This window comes from Jatrophihabitans telluris, assembly GCF_023516435.1.
Taxonomy (GTDB): Bacteria; Actinomycetota; Actinomycetes; order Mycobacteriales; family Jatrophihabitantaceae; genus Jatrophihabitans_A; species Jatrophihabitans_A telluris.
In genome coordinates this window covers 1,513,573-1,531,020 of sequence record NZ_CP097332.1, presented here as the reverse complement: position 1 = coordinate 1,531,020, position 17,448 = coordinate 1,513,573, and the positions used below count along the sequence as shown (strand labels likewise).

At 68.3% G+C, this 17,448-nt stretch carries 14 protein-coding genes; 6 read left to right on the top strand and 8 right to left on the bottom strand.

Annotated features, from left to right (window positions below; genetic code table 11):
- Window positions 1-2 precede the first annotated feature (2 nt).
- Genes M6D93_RS07215 through M6D93_RS07200 form a run of 4 tightly spaced genes read right to left on the bottom strand, consistent with a single transcriptional unit; the run spans window position 3 to window position 3,812 of the window.
- Complete coding sequence (locus M6D93_RS07215; RefSeq protein WP_249773680.1) at window positions 3-998, bottom strand: ADP-ribosylglycohydrolase family protein; 996 nt, start codon at window positions 996-998, stop codon at window positions 3-5.
- Entirely contained in the window at window positions 995-1,534 is a 540-nt protein-coding gene (locus M6D93_RS07210; RefSeq protein ID WP_249773679.1) for a cysteine hydrolase family protein, read from the bottom strand. The genes M6D93_RS07215 and M6D93_RS07210 overlap by 4 nt, the downstream gene beginning before the upstream one ends.
- Complete coding sequence (locus M6D93_RS07205) at window positions 1,531-3,030, bottom strand: purine-cytosine permease family protein (RefSeq protein WP_249773678.1); 1,500 nt, start codon at window positions 3,028-3,030, stop codon at window positions 1,531-1,533. Before M6D93_RS07205 ends, M6D93_RS07210 begins: the two co-directional genes overlap by 4 nt.
- Before the next feature lie 53 nt (window positions 3,031-3,083).
- Window positions 3,084-3,812 (bottom strand): SDR family oxidoreductase, encoded by a 729-nt coding sequence (locus M6D93_RS07200; RefSeq protein WP_249773677.1) that lies wholly within the window; start codon window positions 3,810-3,812, stop codon window positions 3,084-3,086.
- 161 nt (window positions 3,813-3,973) lie between these two features.
- Between M6D93_RS07200 and M6D93_RS07195 the strand changes: the two genes are divergently transcribed.
- From M6D93_RS07195 to M6D93_RS07170, 6 genes are all read left to right on the top strand, one after another.
- Window positions 3,974-4,789, top strand: coding sequence for a helical backbone metal receptor (locus M6D93_RS07195; protein WP_249773676.1), 816 nt, complete (start codon window positions 3,974-3,976; stop codon window positions 4,787-4,789).
- Window positions 4,790-4,874: 85 nt separating this feature from the next.
- Window positions 4,875-8,117 (top strand): fused isobutyryl-CoA mutase/GTPase IcmF, encoded by a 3,243-nt coding sequence (gene icmF / locus M6D93_RS07190; protein WP_249773675.1) that lies wholly within the window; start codon window positions 4,875-4,877, stop codon window positions 8,115-8,117.
- 110 nt (window positions 8,118-8,227) lie between these two features.
- Complete coding sequence (locus tag M6D93_RS07185; RefSeq protein WP_249773674.1) at window positions 8,228-8,503, top strand: hypothetical protein; 276 nt, start codon at window positions 8,228-8,230, stop codon at window positions 8,501-8,503.
- A 241-nt stretch (window positions 8,504-8,744) separates the two neighbouring features.
- Window positions 8,745-9,785, top strand: coding sequence for a sigma-70 family RNA polymerase sigma factor (locus M6D93_RS07180; RefSeq protein WP_347343567.1), 1,041 nt, complete (start codon window positions 8,745-8,747; stop codon window positions 9,783-9,785).
- Between the two features lie 49 nt (window positions 9,786-9,834).
- Window positions 9,835-10,902, top strand: coding sequence for an ATP-binding cassette domain-containing protein (locus M6D93_RS07175; RefSeq protein ID WP_249773672.1), 1,068 nt, complete (start codon window positions 9,835-9,837; stop codon window positions 10,900-10,902).
- Window positions 10,899-11,699, top strand: a complete 801-nt coding sequence (locus tag M6D93_RS07170; RefSeq protein ID WP_249773671.1) for an ABC transporter permease — start codon at window positions 10,899-10,901, stop codon at window positions 11,697-11,699. Before M6D93_RS07175 ends, M6D93_RS07170 begins: the two co-directional genes overlap by 4 nt.
- Window positions 11,700-11,811: 112 nt before the next feature.
- Here the strand turns inward: M6D93_RS07170 and pip are convergent, their stop codons facing one another.
- The 4 genes from pip to M6D93_RS07150 form a co-directional block, all read right to left on the bottom strand.
- Window positions 11,812-12,777 (bottom strand): prolyl aminopeptidase, encoded by a 966-nt coding sequence (gene pip, locus M6D93_RS07165; protein ID WP_249773670.1) that lies wholly within the window; start codon window positions 12,775-12,777, stop codon window positions 11,812-11,814.
- Window positions 12,778-12,791: 14 nt separating this feature from the next.
- Window positions 12,792-13,601, bottom strand: a complete 810-nt coding sequence (locus M6D93_RS07160; protein WP_249773669.1) for an HDOD domain-containing protein — start codon at window positions 13,599-13,601, stop codon at window positions 12,792-12,794.
- Between the two features lie 2 nt (window positions 13,602-13,603).
- Entirely contained in the window at window positions 13,604-15,019 is a 1,416-nt protein-coding gene (locus M6D93_RS07155; protein ID WP_249773668.1) for a diguanylate cyclase domain-containing protein, read from the bottom strand.
- Window positions 15,020-15,133: 114 nt separating this feature from the next.
- Window positions 15,134-17,338 carry an MMPL family transporter gene (locus M6D93_RS07150; RefSeq protein WP_249773667.1) on the bottom strand — a complete coding sequence of 735 codons (2,205 nt, stop codon included), beginning with the start codon at window positions 17,336-17,338 and terminating at the stop codon, window positions 15,134-15,136.
- Window positions 17,339-17,448 lie beyond the last annotated feature (110 nt).

Below are 17,448 nucleotides of genomic sequence, written 5' to 3'. Positions count from 1 at the left end.
CGTCAGCCGATGACCAGCCGCAGGGCGTAAAGCCCGTCGGCCAGCGAATCCAGCTCCAAGGTGTTCACCGCGGCCACGGTTTCGCGAGCCGAGGCCGGAAACGCCGATGCGCCCAGACACGCCCCGCCGATCGCACCGACAATCGCCGCGATGGTGTCGGTGTCTCCACCGATTCCGGCTGCGAGCCGGCAGGCCCGCCACGGGTCGTCCGGGCACATCGCGAGGATCCCGAACGCGGCAGGCACCGACTCGTTGGCTGCCAATCCGGTGCCGAGCATGGTGTAGAGCTCATCGAGGGCGTCACCACCGCGGCCCGCACAGGTCGACACCGCCCACAGGATCCGCTCGGAGACCGAGCCGCCTGCGACCCACCGACCGCGCCGGCTTCCCAGATCAGCCGCTTCGATGGCCACCTCGATGGCCTCGTCGACAGCCCCGCCGGCCACCCCGACGCTGACCGCGGCGGCCACGGCGGACGCGGCGGCCAACGCCGGCGAGGTGTTGTGCGTCAACTCGCTGGTCTGCACCACGACATCGACGAGCGCCTTGAGGTCATCGGCGGAGGCGGCCAGGCCGACCGGGGTGATTCTCATGGCCGCGCCGTTGGTCGTGCCGGCCGCACCCGCCTCACCGGCGGGGGTACCGGCCCGTAGCTCCGCGATCGCCCGGCGGGTCGATGGACCCAGCAGGTCGAGCGAGCCGCGGGCGATCATGCCCTGTTCCCACGAGATCAGTGCTGAGGCGAAGGCGGCCTGGTCGATCCGCCCGCGCCCTTCGATGAGCGAATAGCCCAGCAGCACGGCCTGTTCGGTGTCGTCGGTCACCGAGCCCGCCACCCGGCCCGGGGCGATCGGCTGATCGGACGGGGAGGCGAGGAACCCGGCGATCGGCCCGAAGCGGCCGTTGATGTCCTCGCGCGCCATCGACTGGGTCGGCATTCCCAGCGCGTCGCCGATGGCCAGACCCCACAGGGCCATCCGCGCGCGTTCGTTGCTCAACCCCCAAGCACCTCCGCAGTCGTGACGATCTCTACCAATGGAGCGTAGAGGGCCATCGCCTCGACCGCTCGCCGGTGGTCGTTTTCGCTCATTCCCGCGCACGCGTCCGCAGCCACCATCAGGTGCGCTCCGGCGTCGGCAGCAGCGAGCACCGTCGAGAGCACGCAACAGTCGGTGGACACCCCGGCTACCACGATGTCCGCCGCTCCGCCGAGCAGGCGCTGGAGCTGCGGACCCCACTTACCGAAGGTGGGCGCGTCCAGAACCGGTGCCGACCCCACGGCCAGTTCCGGCACGATCGTCCACAGCTGCGCGTCCGGCGGCCGCAGCGCGAAGGACCATTGCCGGTAGTAGGGCACCCAGGAGCCCCACGGTTCGGCCGGAGCAACGAAGCGGGTGTAGACCGTCCGTCCGGCGAAGGCATCGGTCAGTTCGCGAACACGAGGCAGCACCGCGGCAAAGCCGGGCGTCGACCACGGGCTGGCCGGATCGGCGAATACCTGCTGCATGTCGATCACCAGCAGGGCGCGGCTCACCGGGTTGATCCCGCCGACGCCTCCTGGCTCGGGATGCGCCGCACAGCCACCGCGACGCCGACGATCAGGCCGATCAGCAGGGCCACCAGGACACCGATGCCGGCGAAGGCCCAGTCACCCTGCTTGCCGCCGAGCCCGAACCGAAGCAGATAGCCCTGCCAGTTCAGCCAGCCGGCGGCGGTGTTGGTCACCAGCCCCCACCCGATTGCCGTGCCCGCCACCACGGCGATGATCGGTACCCATTGGATGTCGCCGTAACGGCCGCGCGGGTCGAACAGAGCCGACTCGTCGTAGTCGCGGCGGCGCAGCGCGACGTCGGCCAGCATGACGCCGCACCACGCCGCCACCGGCACGCCGAGCGTGATCAGAAAGCCCTGGAACTGAAAGACGAAGTTGTCGGTGAAGAAGACCACGTAGATACTTCCGGCGACCATGATGACGCCGTCGACGGCGGCCGCCAGATAGCGGGGAATCCGCAGTCCTGCGGTCAGCAGCGCGAGACCGGATGAGTAGATGTCCAGGACCGCACCGCCGATCAGGCCGAGGACGGCAACGACCGCGAACGGCACGAGGAACCAGGTCGGCAGGATCGTGGTCAGGGCGCCGATCGGGTCGGAGCCGATCGCCGTGGACAGGTCGGTGGACGACCCGGCCAGCAACAGGCCGAAGAGGATTAGCACGACCGGCCCGATCGCCGCACCGAGCGTGGTCCAACCGAACACGCCGCGGGCCGAGGAGCGCCGGGGCAGGTAGCGCGAATAGTCCGCCGCGGCGTTGACCCAGCCCAATCCGAATCCGGTCATGACGAACACGAGCGCTCCGATGAAGTGCTGGGCCGAGCCCGTGGGCACCGACGAAACCGTGTGCCAGTGGATGTGATGGGCCACCAGGACCATGTACACGACCGTCAGCACACCGGTGACGACGGTGATCACGGCCTGGATTCTCATGACCGCATCGAAACCGGCCACGCCGGCGGCAACGGTGATCGCTGCGACGACCAGCAGCGCGACGATCTTGGTCGCCGTACCGTGGCTCCAGCCCAGCCGGCCGAATACCGTGGCCGTCCCGAGGGTGGCCAGCACGACCAGGACCGTCTCCCAACCGACCGTGAGTACCCATGACAACACCGACGGCAGGCGGTTGCCCCGGACACCGAAGGCGGCACGGGAAAGCACCATCGTCGGCGCGGAACCCCGGCGTCCGGCAAGCGCGATGACGCCGCAGAGCGCGAACGAGGCGACGATGCCGATCACCCCGACGAGAGCGGCCTGCCAGAAGGACACCCCGAAGCCGAGCACGAACGCGCCGTAGCTGACGCCGAGGACCGAGATGTTCGAAGCGAACCACGGCCAGAACAGCTCGCGCGGACGACCCTTGCGTTCGGACTCGGCGATGACGTTGATCCCGTTTAGCTCGACCCCGGCGGGCACGGCCGCTGCGAACGGTCCCGAGCCGGGACGGTCCTGGTCATGACTTTCCCGCACCGTACTCATGGCGTCCCCCTCAGCAAGTCACCGGTTACGGTGAAACCTGCTGTGAGTGTGGACTATGCCCGCGCTCCGGAGAACTGTGGGTAGATCGCCTCGATGGGCGCCGACAACGCCTGCTTGATCGTCCGGGAGGTCTCGTCGGCGAGGATTTCCAGCTCGCCGGCCTCGACAGCGTCCAGGGCGAACTCGGCGATCACGGCCGGGTGCGATTTGGGCGCATCGATTCGGGCGGTCATGTCGGTGTCCATGTAGCCGACGTGCAGCGCGGAAACCTGGGTTCCCTGGGCGGCAAGCTCCTGGCGGACGGCGTTGGTCAACGCCCACTCGGCCGACTTGGCCGCACTGTAGGCCGACGTGGTGGGCAGCACGGCCCACGACAGCGCCGAGAGCACGTTCACGATCGCGCCGCCACCGTTGGCGTCGAGGATCGGCGCGAAGGCTCGGATGACCGTCAGCGTTCCGTAGTAGTGGGTATCCATCTCCAGGCGTACCTGGCTCAGATCACCGGTGACGACGAGGCTTCCGGTCGAACTGCCGGCGTTGTTGATCAGCAGGTCCACGTCGGTGGCGACGGCGGCTGCCTGCGCGACCGTGTCGGGATCGGTGACGTCCATGCGCAGCGGGATCACCCGTACCCCGTCGATGTTGTCCACGGTGACACTGTCGGGATTACGGGCACCGGCGTAGATCCTGCTGACGCCGCGACGCTGCAGGGCCCGGACGAATTCCCGTCCGAGGCCGCGGTTCGCTCCGGTCACCAGGGCTACGGATCCGTTGAACGTCATCGATCTCTCCTCGAAATGTGTGCTGAAAGGAAATGGTGGCTGAGAGGCACTGGGCAATCGGCTCAGACGGCCGGCGGTGCGGCCGGCTCGGTACGACGCTACCCGGCTGAGTTGGATATTCAAACTCGGGTGAGCACTGGTGCGTCCGGGACTATGGACCGGTGCCCGCTCCCAGTGACGACCTCGGTCATCCGTTGTCCCACCCATCCCAGGGCCGACAGGTCCGGCGCGTGGTGAGCCTGGTGCCGTCACTGACCGAGGCGATCGCCTCGACCGCCCCGGAGGTACTGGTCGGCGCCACTGACTGGTGCACCCAGCCAGCGGGCCTGGACGTCACGCGCATCCGCGGCACCAAGAACCCGGACCTGGCGCGCATCGCCGGCCTGCGCCCCGATCTGGTGATCGCCAACCAGGAAGAGAATCGCGAACTGGATGTGCGCCGGATGCGCGCCCAGGGTCTGGACGTGTGGGTCACGGCCATCGAGTCCATCGACGAGGCCATGGCCTCCCTCGCCCGCCTGTTCACGATTGCCCTGCAGCGACCGGAGCCGACCTGGCTGCCGGAAGCCCGGGCCGAGTGGCGTGGGCCGGACACCGATCCGTGGGTCCGGGTCGCGGTCCCGATCTGGCGAGATCCGTGGATGGTCGTCGGCCCGCGCACATTCACGTCGTCCTTGCTGACCCGGCTCGGCGCCCGCAACGTGTTCGATCAGGAGACGGACCCCGCGGAAGCGTCCTCCGGACGAGGTTCGGCCCGCTACCCCCAGGTCGAACACTCCGCGGTGCGGGCCGGCGGGGCGGAGGTGGTGCTCCTGCCGGACGAGCCCTATCCGTTCAGCGCGAGCGATGGCCCCGAAGCCTTTGCGGGGCTGCCCGCCGCCCTCATCGACGGCCGCTGCCTGACCTGGTACGGACCGTCCCTGCTCGGCGCGCGCGAGCGGATCGTCGACATCCTCGCACGTGCCCTCGCACACTAGATTTCGCGGAAATTACTAGGACGTCCTATTATCAACTGGGACGTCCTAGTACTTTCGTGTCCCCGTCCCGGTTCAGGAGTTCTGCATGACCCACCTGCACACGCCCGCCCACCCGGTTCGCGTACTGACCGCGGCCGCCCTCTTCGACGGCCATGACGCCGCGATCAACATCATGCGGCGGATCCTGCAGGCGCAGGGCGCCGAGGTCATCCACCTGGGGCACAACCGCTCGGTGGACGAGATCGTCACGGCCGCCATCCAGGAAGACGTGCAGGCGGTGGCGATCAGTTCCTATCAGGGTGGTCACGTCGAATACTTCCGTTACCTGGTCGACCGGCTGCGCGAGCGCGGAGCCGGCGACATCGCCGTCTTCGGCGGCGGTGGCGGAACGATCGTCGCCGAGGAGATCGAACTGCTCCACGCCGCGGGTGTCTCGCGAATCTTCTCGCCCGGGGACGGTCAACGGCTCGGGCTTGCGGCCATGGTCAACACCATCATCGAGACCGGCGACCACCCGCTGCCCGCGGCCGAACCCGACCTTGTCGCCAGGATCCGCACCGGCGACGGCGGCGCGCTCGCACGAGCTATTTCCCTCATCGAGGCCGGCCGGTTGCCCGAGGACCAGGTGAGTGAACTGCGCGCGGCGCAGCATCCCAGCGTCGTACTCGGCATCACCGGCACGGGCGGTTCCGGCAAGTCCTCGATGACCGACGAGTTCATCCGGCGGCTGCGGGCCGACCAACAGGACAAGATCCGCACCGCCGTCCTGGCCATCGATCCGAGCCGGCGCAAGGGCGGCGGTGCGCTGCTCGGTGACCGGATCCGGATGAACGCCCTCGGCGAGGATTCCCACACAGACCGCGTCTACTTCCGCTCGATGTCCACCAGGGGCAGCGAAGTGCCGGTTCCGTCCTGCTTGCCGGACGCCATCGCCGCGTGCCGGACGGCCGGCTACGACCTCGTCGTGATTGAGACTCCCGGTATCGGACAGGGGGATTCGTCGATCGTCGCGCACTGCGACCTGTCGCTCTACGTGATGACCGCGGAGTTCGGAGCGGCCTCCCAGCTGGAGAAGATCGACATGCTCGACTTCGCCGACGCGGTCGCCATCAACAAGTACGAGCGGCGTGGATCAGAGGACGCGCGGCGTGACGTCGCGCGCCAGTTGGTGCGAAACCGCGAAGCCTTCGGCCAGTCGTGGCAGGACATGCCGGTCTTCGGCACCAGCGCGGCCAGCTTCGACGACGACGGTATGACCGCCCTGTACTTCCACCTGCGCGACGAGCTGTCTCGACGTGGGCTGGCGACCGCGGAAGGCACCCTCAGTCCGGTGACGGGCAAAGTGTCCACCGGTCTCACCGTCCCCGTCCCGGCGAGCCGGGTGCGCTACCTGGCCGAGATCGCCGACACCGTCCGCCGCTACCACACCACCACGAACACCGAGGTCGAACTGGCCCGCGACCGGGCGGCACTCATGCGGGCCGAATCCCTGGTCCGCGAAAGCGATTCCGCCCCCGAGGCCGGTCTTCACCAGCTGATCGCACAAGCGGACGCGCGCCTGCGCGAGGACTCGCGCCGAATGCTGAGCGAATGGCCCTCCCTGGCCGAGCGCTATTGCGGGGAGGAACTCATCGTCCCGATCCGCGACCGCGAATCACGAACGCCGCTGCGTCGCACCACCCTGTCCGGAAACAGCATTCCGCGGGTCGCCCTACCGCGCTACGGCGAGGACGGATCGCTGCTGCGGTTCCTGCGCGAGGAGAACCTGCCCGGATATTTCCCCTACACGGCAGGCGTTTTCCCGTTCAAGCGGGACGGCGAGGACCCGGCCCGGATGTTCGCCGGCGAGGGGGACGCCTTCCGAACGAATCGGCGCTTCCATCTGCTGTCCGAAGGGCAGCCGGCCAACCGCTTGTCCACCGCCTTCGATTCGGTGACCCTCTACGGCCGCGACCCGGACGAACGTCCCGACATCTACGGCAAGGTCGGCACGTCCGGTGTTTCCATCGCGACCCTGGAGGACATGAAGGCGCTGTACGCAGGCTTCGACCTGTGTGACCCGAGCACCTCGGTGTCGATGACCATCAACGGGCCGGCGCCGACCATCCTGGCCTTCTTTCTGAACGCGGCGATCGACCAGCAGCGCGAACGCTTCGCCGAGGACCAGGGGCGGCCGCCGTCGCCCGAGGAGGACGCGGCGCTACGAGCGCGCACCCTCTCGACGGTGCGCGGCACCGTTCAGGCCGACATCCTCAAGGAGGATCAGGGGCAGAACACCTGCATCTTCTCCACCGACTTCTCACTGCGCATGATGGGTGATATCGCCGAGTACTTCGTGGCCAACCAGGTGCGCAACTTCTATTCGGTGTCCATCTCGGGCTATCACATCGCCGAAGCCGGGGCGAACCCGATCAGCCAGCTGGCCTTCACGCTGGCCAACGGTTTCACCTACGTCGAGTCCTACCTGGCCCGCGGGATGAACATCGATGACTTCGCCCCGAACCTGTCGTTCTTCTTCTCCAACGGCATGGACGCCGAGTACACGGTCCTGGGGCGGGTCGCGCGCCGGATCTGGGCGATTGCGATGCGCGAGCGGTACGGAGCCGGCGAACGGTCCCAAAAGCTGAAGTACCACGTTCAGACCTCCGGACGATCACTGCACGCCCAGGAGATGGCGTTCAACGACATCCGCACGACGCTGCAGGCTCTCAACGCGTTGTACGACAACTGCAACAGCCTGCACACCAACGCCTACGACGAGGCGGTGACGACGCCGTCGGCCGAATCGGTGCGACGCGCGCTGGCCATCCAGCTGGTGATCAACCGCGAATGGGGGCTGTCGCAGAACGAGAACCCACTGCAGGGATCGTTCATCGTCGAGGAGCTGACCGAGTTGGTCGAACAGGCCGTGCTCACGGAGTTCGATCGCCTCACCGAGCGTGGCGGAGTGCTCGGCGCCATGGAGACGGGTTATCAGCGAGGCCGGATCCAGGACGAATCGATGCTCTACGAACACCGAAAGCACGACGGCAGCCTGCCGATCGTCGGCGTCAACACCTTCCTCAACCCGGCGGCCGACCAGCAGTCGGCCGCCGTGGAACTGGCCCGCGGCACCGATGTGGAAAAGCAGTCCCAGTTGCGCCGGCTGGCCGATTTCCACACCGCTCACCGCGACGTGGCCCAAGACGCGCTGGCCCGCCTACGCGAGGCCGCGGCGCGGCACGAGAACCTGTTCGTGGAGTTGATGGCGGCGGCCCGGGTGTGTTCGCTGCAGCAGATCACCGAGGCCTTCTTCGAAGTTGGTGGGCAGTACCGGCGCAACGTCTGAGCTCAGCTTCGGGGCGGACCGGCCGATCAGAACGGTGATGTGCTGGGCCGAGTCGTTAAATCCCCCACGACTCGGACAGCCGTCAGACTTTCGCCGATGAAGGACCGCGCATGACGACCGAGCTGCTCGCCCCCGCCGAGGACCTGCTGATGCAATTGGGGCGGGCGGTTGCCGACGTGCGGGCGGCCAATCCAGAACTCGACCTGTACGGCATCGTCGATGCCGGCCAGCAGTGGCGGCTGCCTCGGGGACAGAAGGTTTTCCGCGCCCTGGAACAATTCGCCCAACTTGCCGGCGCCGAACCGCTGCCCGCGGTACCGGGTGCCGCTGACGGCAACCAGCGGGCGCGTTTCGTAGCCGAGCTGGAGAACTTGCTGGCCGCCTGAAGCCGGTGCGGCCCCGCTGGGTCCGCAAACTGCCTCGCATTGTCAGTGGGCCGTCCTAGGATCGGGACGAGCGATCCGAGCGGTGGGAGTCACCCGCCTCACGTGTCGTTCGCCGCCGCACCACCTGGGGGACACCGTGAGCCAACTCGAGACCGCCGCACCGACCAGCACCGCACCGGGTGGCACTGCACCAGCCGGCACTGCACCAGCCGGCGTCGCACCAGCCGGCACCGCACCCGGGATCAGCCCGCGGGCGTCGCAGACGGCCCACCGTTACGACACGGCCGACCTCGAATCGCACCGACGGGAGCTGACCGGCTACTGCTACCGCATGCTCGGGTCCGGCTTCGAGGCCGACGACGCGGTCCAGGACACGATGGTTCGTGCCTGGCGGTCGCTGGATCGCTTCGACGGTCGGTCCAGCCTGCGTACGTGGCTCTACCGCATCGCCACCAACGTCTGCCTGGACCAGCTCAACGGCCGGGCGCGGCGGGCCCGGCCGATGGATCTGGGGCCGGCCAGTTCGGCCGATACCCCGGTCGGTCCGCTGATCACCGACAACCTCTGGGTCCAGCCGGTCCATGACCGCGCGGTGCTGTCGGAATCGGCCGACCCGGCCGAGGTCGCCGCAACCCGCGAATCCATCCGGCTGGCTTTCGTCTCCGCCCTGCAACTGCTGCCGCCACGGCAACGGGCCGTGCTGATCCTTCGCGAGGTGCTTCGCTGGCAGGCCGGCGAGGTGGCCGAACTGCTCGGCACCAGTGTCGCGTCGGTCAACAGCGCCCTGCAGCGTGCGCGCGCCACCATCGACTCCCACGCTCACGAGGAGCGCCCGACAGAGGCGATGAGTCCCGAGCAACAGATCCTGCTCGACCGTTACGTCGAGGCCTTCCAGCGCTACGACATGAAGGCCTTGACGTCGCTCTTGCACGCCGACGCGGTGCAGACGATGCCGCCGTACGAGCTGTGGCTGTCCGGTCGAGACCACATCCTCGAGTTCTGGCAAGGACAAGGGCACGGCTGCCGGGGTTCACTGTTGCTACCGACCACGGCCAACGGGCTGCCGGCGTTCGGGCAGTACCGACCGAGCGGTACACCGGGCCGCTACGAGCCCTGGGCGCTGCAACTATTGACCATTGCCGGCGGCCAGATCGTCGAGTTCAGCTTCTTCCTCAACGCGGCCGAACTCTTCCCGAGCTTCGGGCTGCCGTTGGATCCAAACCTCCGAGCGGCGGCCTCGGTACCGATGAGTTCGTCGGGCCCAGACGGTCAACCCTCGTAAGTGACCGAGCGCCGCGCGCGCTCCACCGGCGACTGAGAAAGGACGGGCGATGCCTGACATGATCCGGGCCCACGGGCTGGTCAAGACCTACGACAAGGTTCGTGCCCTCGACGGGCTGGACCTGTCCGTTCCCGAAGGCACCGTGCTCGGTCTGCTCGGGCCCAACGGCGCGGGAAAGACCACCGCGGTACGGATCCTGACGACCCTGCTCGATCCGGACAGCGGCTCGGCGGAGGTTGCGGGGATCGACGTCGTCAAGCGGCCTGGCGACGTCCGGGCCAAGATCGGCCTGTCCGGTCAGTACGCGGCCGTCGATGAGTACCTCACCGGCTACGAGAACCTCGACATGGTCGGCCGGCTGTACGGCCTGGGCCGGCGCCGGTCCAAGGAACGGGCACGGGAGTTGCTCGAGCAGTTCAGCCTTTCCGATGCGGGCGATCGTCCGGTCAAGACCTACTCCGGTGGGATGCGGCGCCGGCTGGACCTCGCCGGTGCGCTCGTCGCCCAACCGCCGGTGCTGTTCCTTGACGAGCCGACAACCGGGCTCGACCCGCGCAGCCGGTTGCAGATGTGGGACGTGATCAACGAGCTCGTCTCCGGCGGCACCACCCTGTTGTTGACGACCCAATACCTGGAAGAAGCGGATCGGCTGGCCAACGAGATCGTGGTCATCGACCACGGCCGGGCGATCGCCCGTGGAACAGCCGACGAGTTGAAGGCGCAGGTCGGCGGCGAGCGAATCGCTCTCGTCCTCGCCGAGTCCGGCGACGTCGAGATCGCGCGCCGCATCCTGGGCGATCTGTCCGACGGCGCCGTCGAGGTGGACGAGCACGCGAGACAACTGACGGCGCCGGTCACCGGCGGGGCCGGCGTTCTGATGGAAGCCCTGGGCCGGCTCCACGCCGAACGCGTTCAGGTGCTGGACGTCGCGCTGCGGCGCCCGACCCTCGATGACGTCTTCCTGACCCTCACGGGCCGACCGCGAGACGTCGCCGACGCAGACGCCGACAGCGGGCGCCGCTCGGACGGCCCAAACCCGGACGGACACCACCCGGACGGACACCACCCGGACGGACACCACACCGCGGCCCCGCACACCGAGGAGTTGCGCGCATGACCGCCCTGAAGACAGTCACCGATGGGGCCATCGTCGCCAAGCGGAACCTGATCAAGATCAAGCGCGTGCCGGATCTCCTGGTCTTCTCGACGATGTCTCCGATCATGTTCATCCTGCTGTTCGCCTACGTCTTCGGCAGCGCTATCAAGGTGCCCGGGGTCAGTTACCGGGAATTCCTGATCCCGGGCATCTTCGCCCAGACCGTCATCTTCGGCGCCACAATCACCGGCGCGGGCCTGGCCGACGACATCCAGAAGGGCATCATCGACCGATTCCGGTCGCTTCCGATGTCCCGGTCGGCGGTGCTGGTCGGGCGCACCGGAAGCGACGTCGCCAACAACGTGCTGGTGATCTTCGTGATGTCGGTGACCGGTGTGATCGTGGGTTGGCGCATCCGCAGCTCGGTGTTCGAAGCGATCGCCGGATTCCTGCTGTTGCTGGTCTTCGCCTACGCCATCTCGTGGATCATGGCCTGGGTCGGGCTCATCGTGCCGAGTCCCGAGGTGGTCAACAACGCCTCGTTCATGCTGATCTTTCCGCTCACGTTCGTCGCCAACACCTTCGTGCCCACCAACAATTTCCCGGCCCCGCTGCGCGCGGTCGCCAATTGGAATCCGGTGTCGGCGGTGACGCAAGCGGCTCGGCAGCTGTTCGGTAACACCAGCCCGCAATTGGCTGTCCCCAAGTACTGGTCGCTACAGCACCCGATCATCTACACCCTGATCTGGGTGGTCGTGCTCCTGGCTGTGTTCGTCCCCCTATCAGTCCGTCAGTACAAGCGGGCGGCCAGCCGCTGACCCCTCTGGTCGCACAGTCTGGTCGCACAGTCGCGCCAATGTCGCGCACAGTCGCGCCAATGTTGGGCGGTGTCGGCGGGTGTCGGACAGTGCTGTGCACGCATGGAGCCAGCTAGCGGCGCCGCTCCAGTCCGCGGAACTCGTCAAGGGCGGCCAGCACCCGATCCGGAAAGCTCCCACCGCCGTGGCCGGCGTCATCGAGCAGTTCCAGGCGGCTGCCCGGCCAGCGCTGGTGGAGGTGCCAGGCGACGTCAGGCGGTCCCGAGACGTCGTAACGGCCGTGGATCAGCACGGCGGGGATAGCCGCCAACCTGGGCATTCCCGCCAGCACCTGGCCCTCGGCCAGGAAGCACCCGTGACTCCAGTAATGCGTCACCAGGCGGGCAAAGACGCTGCGGAACACCGGGTCGGCGAAACGCGGATTCGGCTGCCAGTCCGGCATGAAACGGACGTGCACGTCCTCCCACGCGCACCAGGCCGCCGCCGCGCGCTGCCAGACCTCGGGATCACGATCGGCAAGCAGCCGGGCGTAGGCGGCAGCCAGATCACCATCACGCTCTGCCGGCGGCACGTGATCGCGAAACGCCTCCCATTCGCGCGGAAACAGCCGACCCATGTCCCGGGTAATCCACTCGGTTTCGCTTCGCTGACCGGATGTGACCGCGCCGAGCACCAGTCCGAGCACCCGGTCGGGATGGGCCTGGGCGTACACCAAGGCGAGGGTCACTCCCCACGAGACCCCGTAGACGACCCAGCGATCGATGCCCAGGTGAACGCGCAGCGCCTCGATATCGGCCACCAGTTCCGGCGTGCTGTTGCGGCTCAGGTCCGCGTCCGGACCGTCGGCCAGCGGGCGGCTGCGGCCACACCCACGCTGGTCGAACAACACGGCGCGGTAGGCCGCCGGGTCGAACACGCGCCGGGCGCCCGGAGAGGCTCCGCCGCCGGGGCCGCCGTGGAGATAGACCGCCGGGGTGCCCTGCTCGGACCCGACCGTCTCCCAGTACAGCTGGTGTCCGTCGCCGACCTCGAGCATGCCGGTTGCGTGCGGCTCAACCGCGGGATAACGAGCGATCATGGCTCCAGTATCGATCAGCTCGGACGCAGGCCGTCCAGCAAAGCCGCCGACTGGTCTTTCACCCGTCGCACGATCGGCTCGATGTGGGCAACCGTCAACCGTCCCTCGCTGAGCCGACGTAGTGCGTCGAAACCTCGCGCCTGGTCAGCCTCGGCGTTCAAGGCGAGATCGGTCAGGGTGCGGGCGGCGTGCAGGGCGCGGGTGAGCGGGTCGGCGTCGGGCAGCGGTAGATCGTGATGGCCGGCGATCAACTCGCAGAGCCGACGCGGAAAGTGCCAGGACTCGAGCACCTGCGCACCGGCGACGGCGTGGGAGATCCCGTACTGCTGGTGCTCGCGCTCTTCGAGGTCGTCGAGGTTGTCCGGGCTGGGCAGACACAGCTGCGGCAACGGATGCTGCTGATGCAACAGCGCCGAGCCCAACGTGTGCAGCAGGCCGACGCAGAAGGCGTCAGGTGAGCTGGCACCCATCAGCGGCGCGACGGTGTTTGCGGCGGTAGCGGCGGTCGCGGCCTGCTCCCAGAATCCGGCCGGAACCGCACCGGGTCGGTCGAGGCCCGCCGCGATGGACACCGCCAGCGCGCGGATGGTCTGAAAACCCAGTACCGAAACCGCATATTGCAGCGTGCCGACGCGCCCGCTCAGGCCGTAGTAGGCGGAGTTGGACAGGGCCAGTACCTTCGTCGCGAACGCGGGGTCCGAACCGATCACCCGGACCAGGTCGGCCACACCGGAAGCCGGATCATCGACAAGCAGCAGCACCTGAATCGCCGCCCCCGCGCGGGACGGGACCACGTAACGAGCAAGCTCGGCCTCGACGGTCATCCTCAGGCCTCGGGGTCCGGACGCGCGGCCACCACACCCTGCGCGCCGCGGTACAGCCCGGTGCCCGAACGCTTGGCCTCATACATCCCGCGGTCGGCGGCCTGCAGCAATGCCGTCGCCGTGTCGTAGTCGCGGGCCATCGCGATGCCGATGCTGGCCGTGACGTGTACGGCGCGGCCTGCTACCCGGATCGCCGGCAACATCGCCTTCAGCTGACGTCCGGCCGCTGCTTCGGCGTCGGCGTAGCTGCCCACCTCACGGATCATCACCACGAACTCGTCGCCCGCGATGCGCGCGACGAGGTCATGATCTCTCGCGGTCGTCGACAGCCGCTGCGCGACCTCGATCAGCACCCGATCACCGGCGTCGTGCCCGAGCGTGTCGTTGATCTGCTTGAAGCCGTCCAGGTCACAGAACAGCACGGCGGCGTCCCGGTCCCGGCTGCGGCGACTGCTCAGCAACTGGGTCAGCGCCTCGACCATGCTCCGCCGATTGGCCAGCCCCGTCAGCGCGTCGTGACTGGCCTGGTAGGTGAGCTGGTTCTCCCAGGCCCGGCGCGCGGTGATGTCCTCGACGGTGCCGATGAAACCGGCCGAGCGCCGGGGCGTGGTCACCGGCGAGAGCCGGAACTGCACCCAGCGCTGGGAGTCGGAGATGGAGATCATCCGCACCGTCGTTTCCAGCGACGCGCCGGACAGCACCTCGTCCAGGCCCTCCAGCAGGCCGGGCAGGTCCTCGGGGTGAATGGTCTTGAGCCAGTCGGTACCCAACAGCGATTCCGAATGTCCGCCCGCGATCTCGGCAAAGCGGTTGTTCACGAAGCTCAGCCGCAGGCCCGCTTCGGACACGACGATCCCGACCGGGGCGTGGTCGGCCAAGGCCCGGAAGCGATGCTCGGACTCTCGCTGGGCCTCTTCGGCCCGCCGCTCGCCGTCGGTCACCGCCCGGAGCCAGACCACGAAGATCGGGTCGTCGGCGGAGGATTCAGCAACCGGCCGCACGCGCAGTTGTACGGCCACCAACCCGCGGTCCGGGGTGTCAACACTCGCGCTGTGCCAGTCCCAGGCGAACTCCTCGCCGTCGGGATCGATCAGTTCCGCGATGACGTCGGAGACGACCTGCATCCACGGACCCGGGAGCCCGTCCGCGGCGGCGGCGGCGTACGCAGCCGGCAATCGGTTTCCGAGCAGGTCGTGCGGGCCGGAGCCGAGCAACGCCGCAGCGGCCGGGTTCGCCCAGCGCACGGTCCAGATCCTCGCGGCGTCGAGGGTCGCGCCAGTCGATGTCGTCGCGAAAGCGCGGGGGGCCGCAGCCGCGGTGATCGCGGTCGGAAGTCCCACGGCGAGAGCAGGTGCACCACCCTCGGCCGCCGCGGCGGTTACCGCGTCGGGGGTGAGTGCACGGAGCACGCCGGTCATGTTCTCAAGATCGGCTTCGGCCCCGCCCAACTGAGCGGATCGTAGGAAAAACCTGAGCTTCCCGCGCGCAAGGTTGCCCGTATCCCCACGACCCGCCCAGCTGGAATCAATCGGTCACAGCGCCCGCGAGGTGACGAACCGGTCCGCGGAGACGGGCGTGGAAGCCGGCCCGTCCTGACTGCGACGCGGCCGGCGCGACAGCTCCCCCGGCCACCAGTTCGCCCGTCCGAGCAGAGTCATAGCGGCGGGCAGGACCACGATGCGGATGACCAAGGCGTCGAGCAGCACTGCGGCGGACAACCCCACACCGATCTGCTTGAACTCCACCATCGACAGGGTGGCGAACACCGCGAACACGGACACCATCACCACCGCCGCGCTCGTAATGACGCCAGCCGAGCGGGTGATGCCCTCCCGGACGGCGTCCTGAGTGGACAGCCCGTTGCGCACGCCTTCACGGATCCGGCTGACCACGAGTACGTGGTAATCCATCGACAGCCCGAACAGCACCACGAACAGGAACATCGGGATCCACGCCACGACCGCTCCATTGGAGGTGAAGCCGAGGATGGACTCGGCCCAGTGCTGCTGGAAGACCAGGACCAGGATGCCGAAGGCCGATCCGGCCGAGAGCAGGTTGACGCCGATCGCGGTGAGGGCGACGACCAGCGAGCGGAACGTGATCGTCATCATCAGCAGCGTCAGGACGAGCACGAAACCCATCACCCAGGGCAGCTTCTGCTGGGCGTGCTCGGCGAAATCCAGATCCGAGGCGACGTCACCACCGACCGCGAAACGCGCTGCGGGCAGGTCGGCGAGGGCTCTGGGCAGCACCTGCGAGCGCAGCAGCCGGACCACCCGTGAGGCGCCGTCGGAGGAGGACGGGTAGGGCACCGCCAACTGCAGCACCTGCGTCCTTCGATCGGTCGAGGTGCGCAGGCTGTCGACCGAAGCCCGCGACAGCAACGGCGCCCCCGAGGCCGGGGCCAGCGAGTTCAGGGTGGCCCGGACCTGCCCGGCGTACTGCGACGGGGCCTGGACCACGATGGCGATGCTGGTGTTCTTGTTGGGGAAGGCCGCCGTCAACCGGTCATAGGTCTGCATCGCCGGGATCGTGCGAGGCAACTGCGCCGAGGAGGACGCTCGCAACGTCAGGTGCAGCGCGGGCTGAGCCAGCAGCGCGAGCGCGGCCACGACCACGGTGAGCGTGAACCCGGGACGGCGCAGAGCAGGCGAGAGCAGCGCGGGCCACAGCCGGGGTTCACCCTGGCGACGATTGGTCAATCGCCACACCAGCGGCACGCGGGGCCGGTCCACGGCCCGGCCGAACTTGGCCAGCAACGCCGGCAGCACGGTCAGTGATCCGAGAACCGACACCGCCACCACGATGATCGATCCGGTCGCCAGCGAGGCGAAACTGACGTCGGCGGCCAGGAACAGGCCCGCCATCGAGACGATGACCGCAACCCCGGAGACCACGACGGCTCGGCCCGAGGTCTGCGCGGCCACCTCGATCGCCGACAACCGGTCCAGGCCGCGAGCCCGTTCCTCCCGCTCACGTTTGAGATAGAAGAGTGAGTAGTCGACGCCGACGGCCAGCCCCATCAGCAGGATGACCTCGTTGATGGTGTCGGTCGACGGAATGAGGTGGGACGTCAGGGCGGACAGCCCGATCGCCGCGAACACCGCACACAAGGCCAGGATCACCGGCAGACCGGCTGCGACCACGGCTCCGAACGCCACCGCGAGGATGGCGACCGTGATGGGCAGCGAGATCCGGCTGGCCTGACCGAAGTCATGGCCGAGTTGGCGGTTGACGCCGGCATCGATCGACGCGCCGCCGGTTTCGGCGACGACCAGCCGGGGGCTGCCGCGCTGCACCTGGGAGGTCACCGCTTGCAACGCCGCGACACGGTTCGTTGCGTTGTCCGGGCTGCCGCTCATATCCACGGACACGAGCAGTGCCGTGTGATCCGCAGACAGCACCGGATCCGCGACCGTGGCGACCTCGGGCAGCGCCGTCATCCCCTGCTGGATCCGCAAGGCGGCCCGGCGCGCGGACGGCAGGTCGAGAGGTCCCGACCGTGCCGTGATCAGCACGTTCTCGGTGGTGGGATCGGTCAGCCCGGCCTGGCGGATCCAGTCCGCGGCCCGGCCGGACTGGCCCGTGCCGAGTTGATGATCCGACGGCTGGCGGGTGCCCACCGCCCCGCCGGCCAGAAAGCACACCAGCACCAAGGTCACCCAGCTGAACAGTGCCCGCCAGGGATGGCGGGCACTCCACCGAGCCAAGCGCACCGTTGCCGAATTCGTTGCCATGTCGTCCTCCTCGCCTGAGCTCGGCGCCGGTCGCCGGGCCACACGCTCGAGCCTGGTGCTCGAGGTCGAAGAAAACCCTGGGGCCAGGACCCCGGCCAGGGTGGAGAAAA

Coding starts and splice junctions, on each gene's coding strand:
- M6D93_RS07205 (WP_249773678.1), bottom strand. CDS start 3,030: ATGAGTACGGTGCGGGAAAGTCATGACCAGGACCGTCCCGGCTCGGGA.
- M6D93_RS07200 (WP_249773677.1), bottom strand. CDS start 3,812: ATGACGTTCAACGGATCCGTAGCCCTGGTGACCGGAGCGAACCGCGGC.
- icmF (WP_249773675.1), top strand. CDS start 4,875: ATGACCCACCTGCACACGCCCGCCCACCCGGTTCGCGTACTGACCGCG.
- M6D93_RS07185 (WP_249773674.1), top strand. CDS start 8,228: ATGACGACCGAGCTGCTCGCCCCCGCCGAGGACCTGCTGATGCAATTG.
- M6D93_RS07175 (WP_249773672.1), top strand. CDS start 9,835: ATGCCTGACATGATCCGGGCCCACGGGCTGGTCAAGACCTACGACAAG.
- M6D93_RS07170 (WP_249773671.1), top strand. CDS start 10,899: ATGACCGCCCTGAAGACAGTCACCGATGGGGCCATCGTCGCCAAGCGG.
- pip (WP_249773670.1), bottom strand. CDS start 12,777: ATGATCGCTCGTTATCCCGCGGTTGAGCCGCACGCAACCGGCATGCTC.
- M6D93_RS07160 (WP_249773669.1), bottom strand. CDS start 13,601: ATGACCGTCGAGGCCGAGCTTGCTCGTTACGTGGTCCCGTCCCGCGCG.
- M6D93_RS07155 (WP_249773668.1), bottom strand. CDS start 15,019: ATGACCGGCGTGCTCCGTGCACTCACCCCCGACGCGGTAACCGCCGCG.
- M6D93_RS07150 (WP_249773667.1), bottom strand. CDS start 17,338: ATGGCAACGAATTCGGCAACGGTGCGCTTGGCTCGGTGGAGTGCCCGC.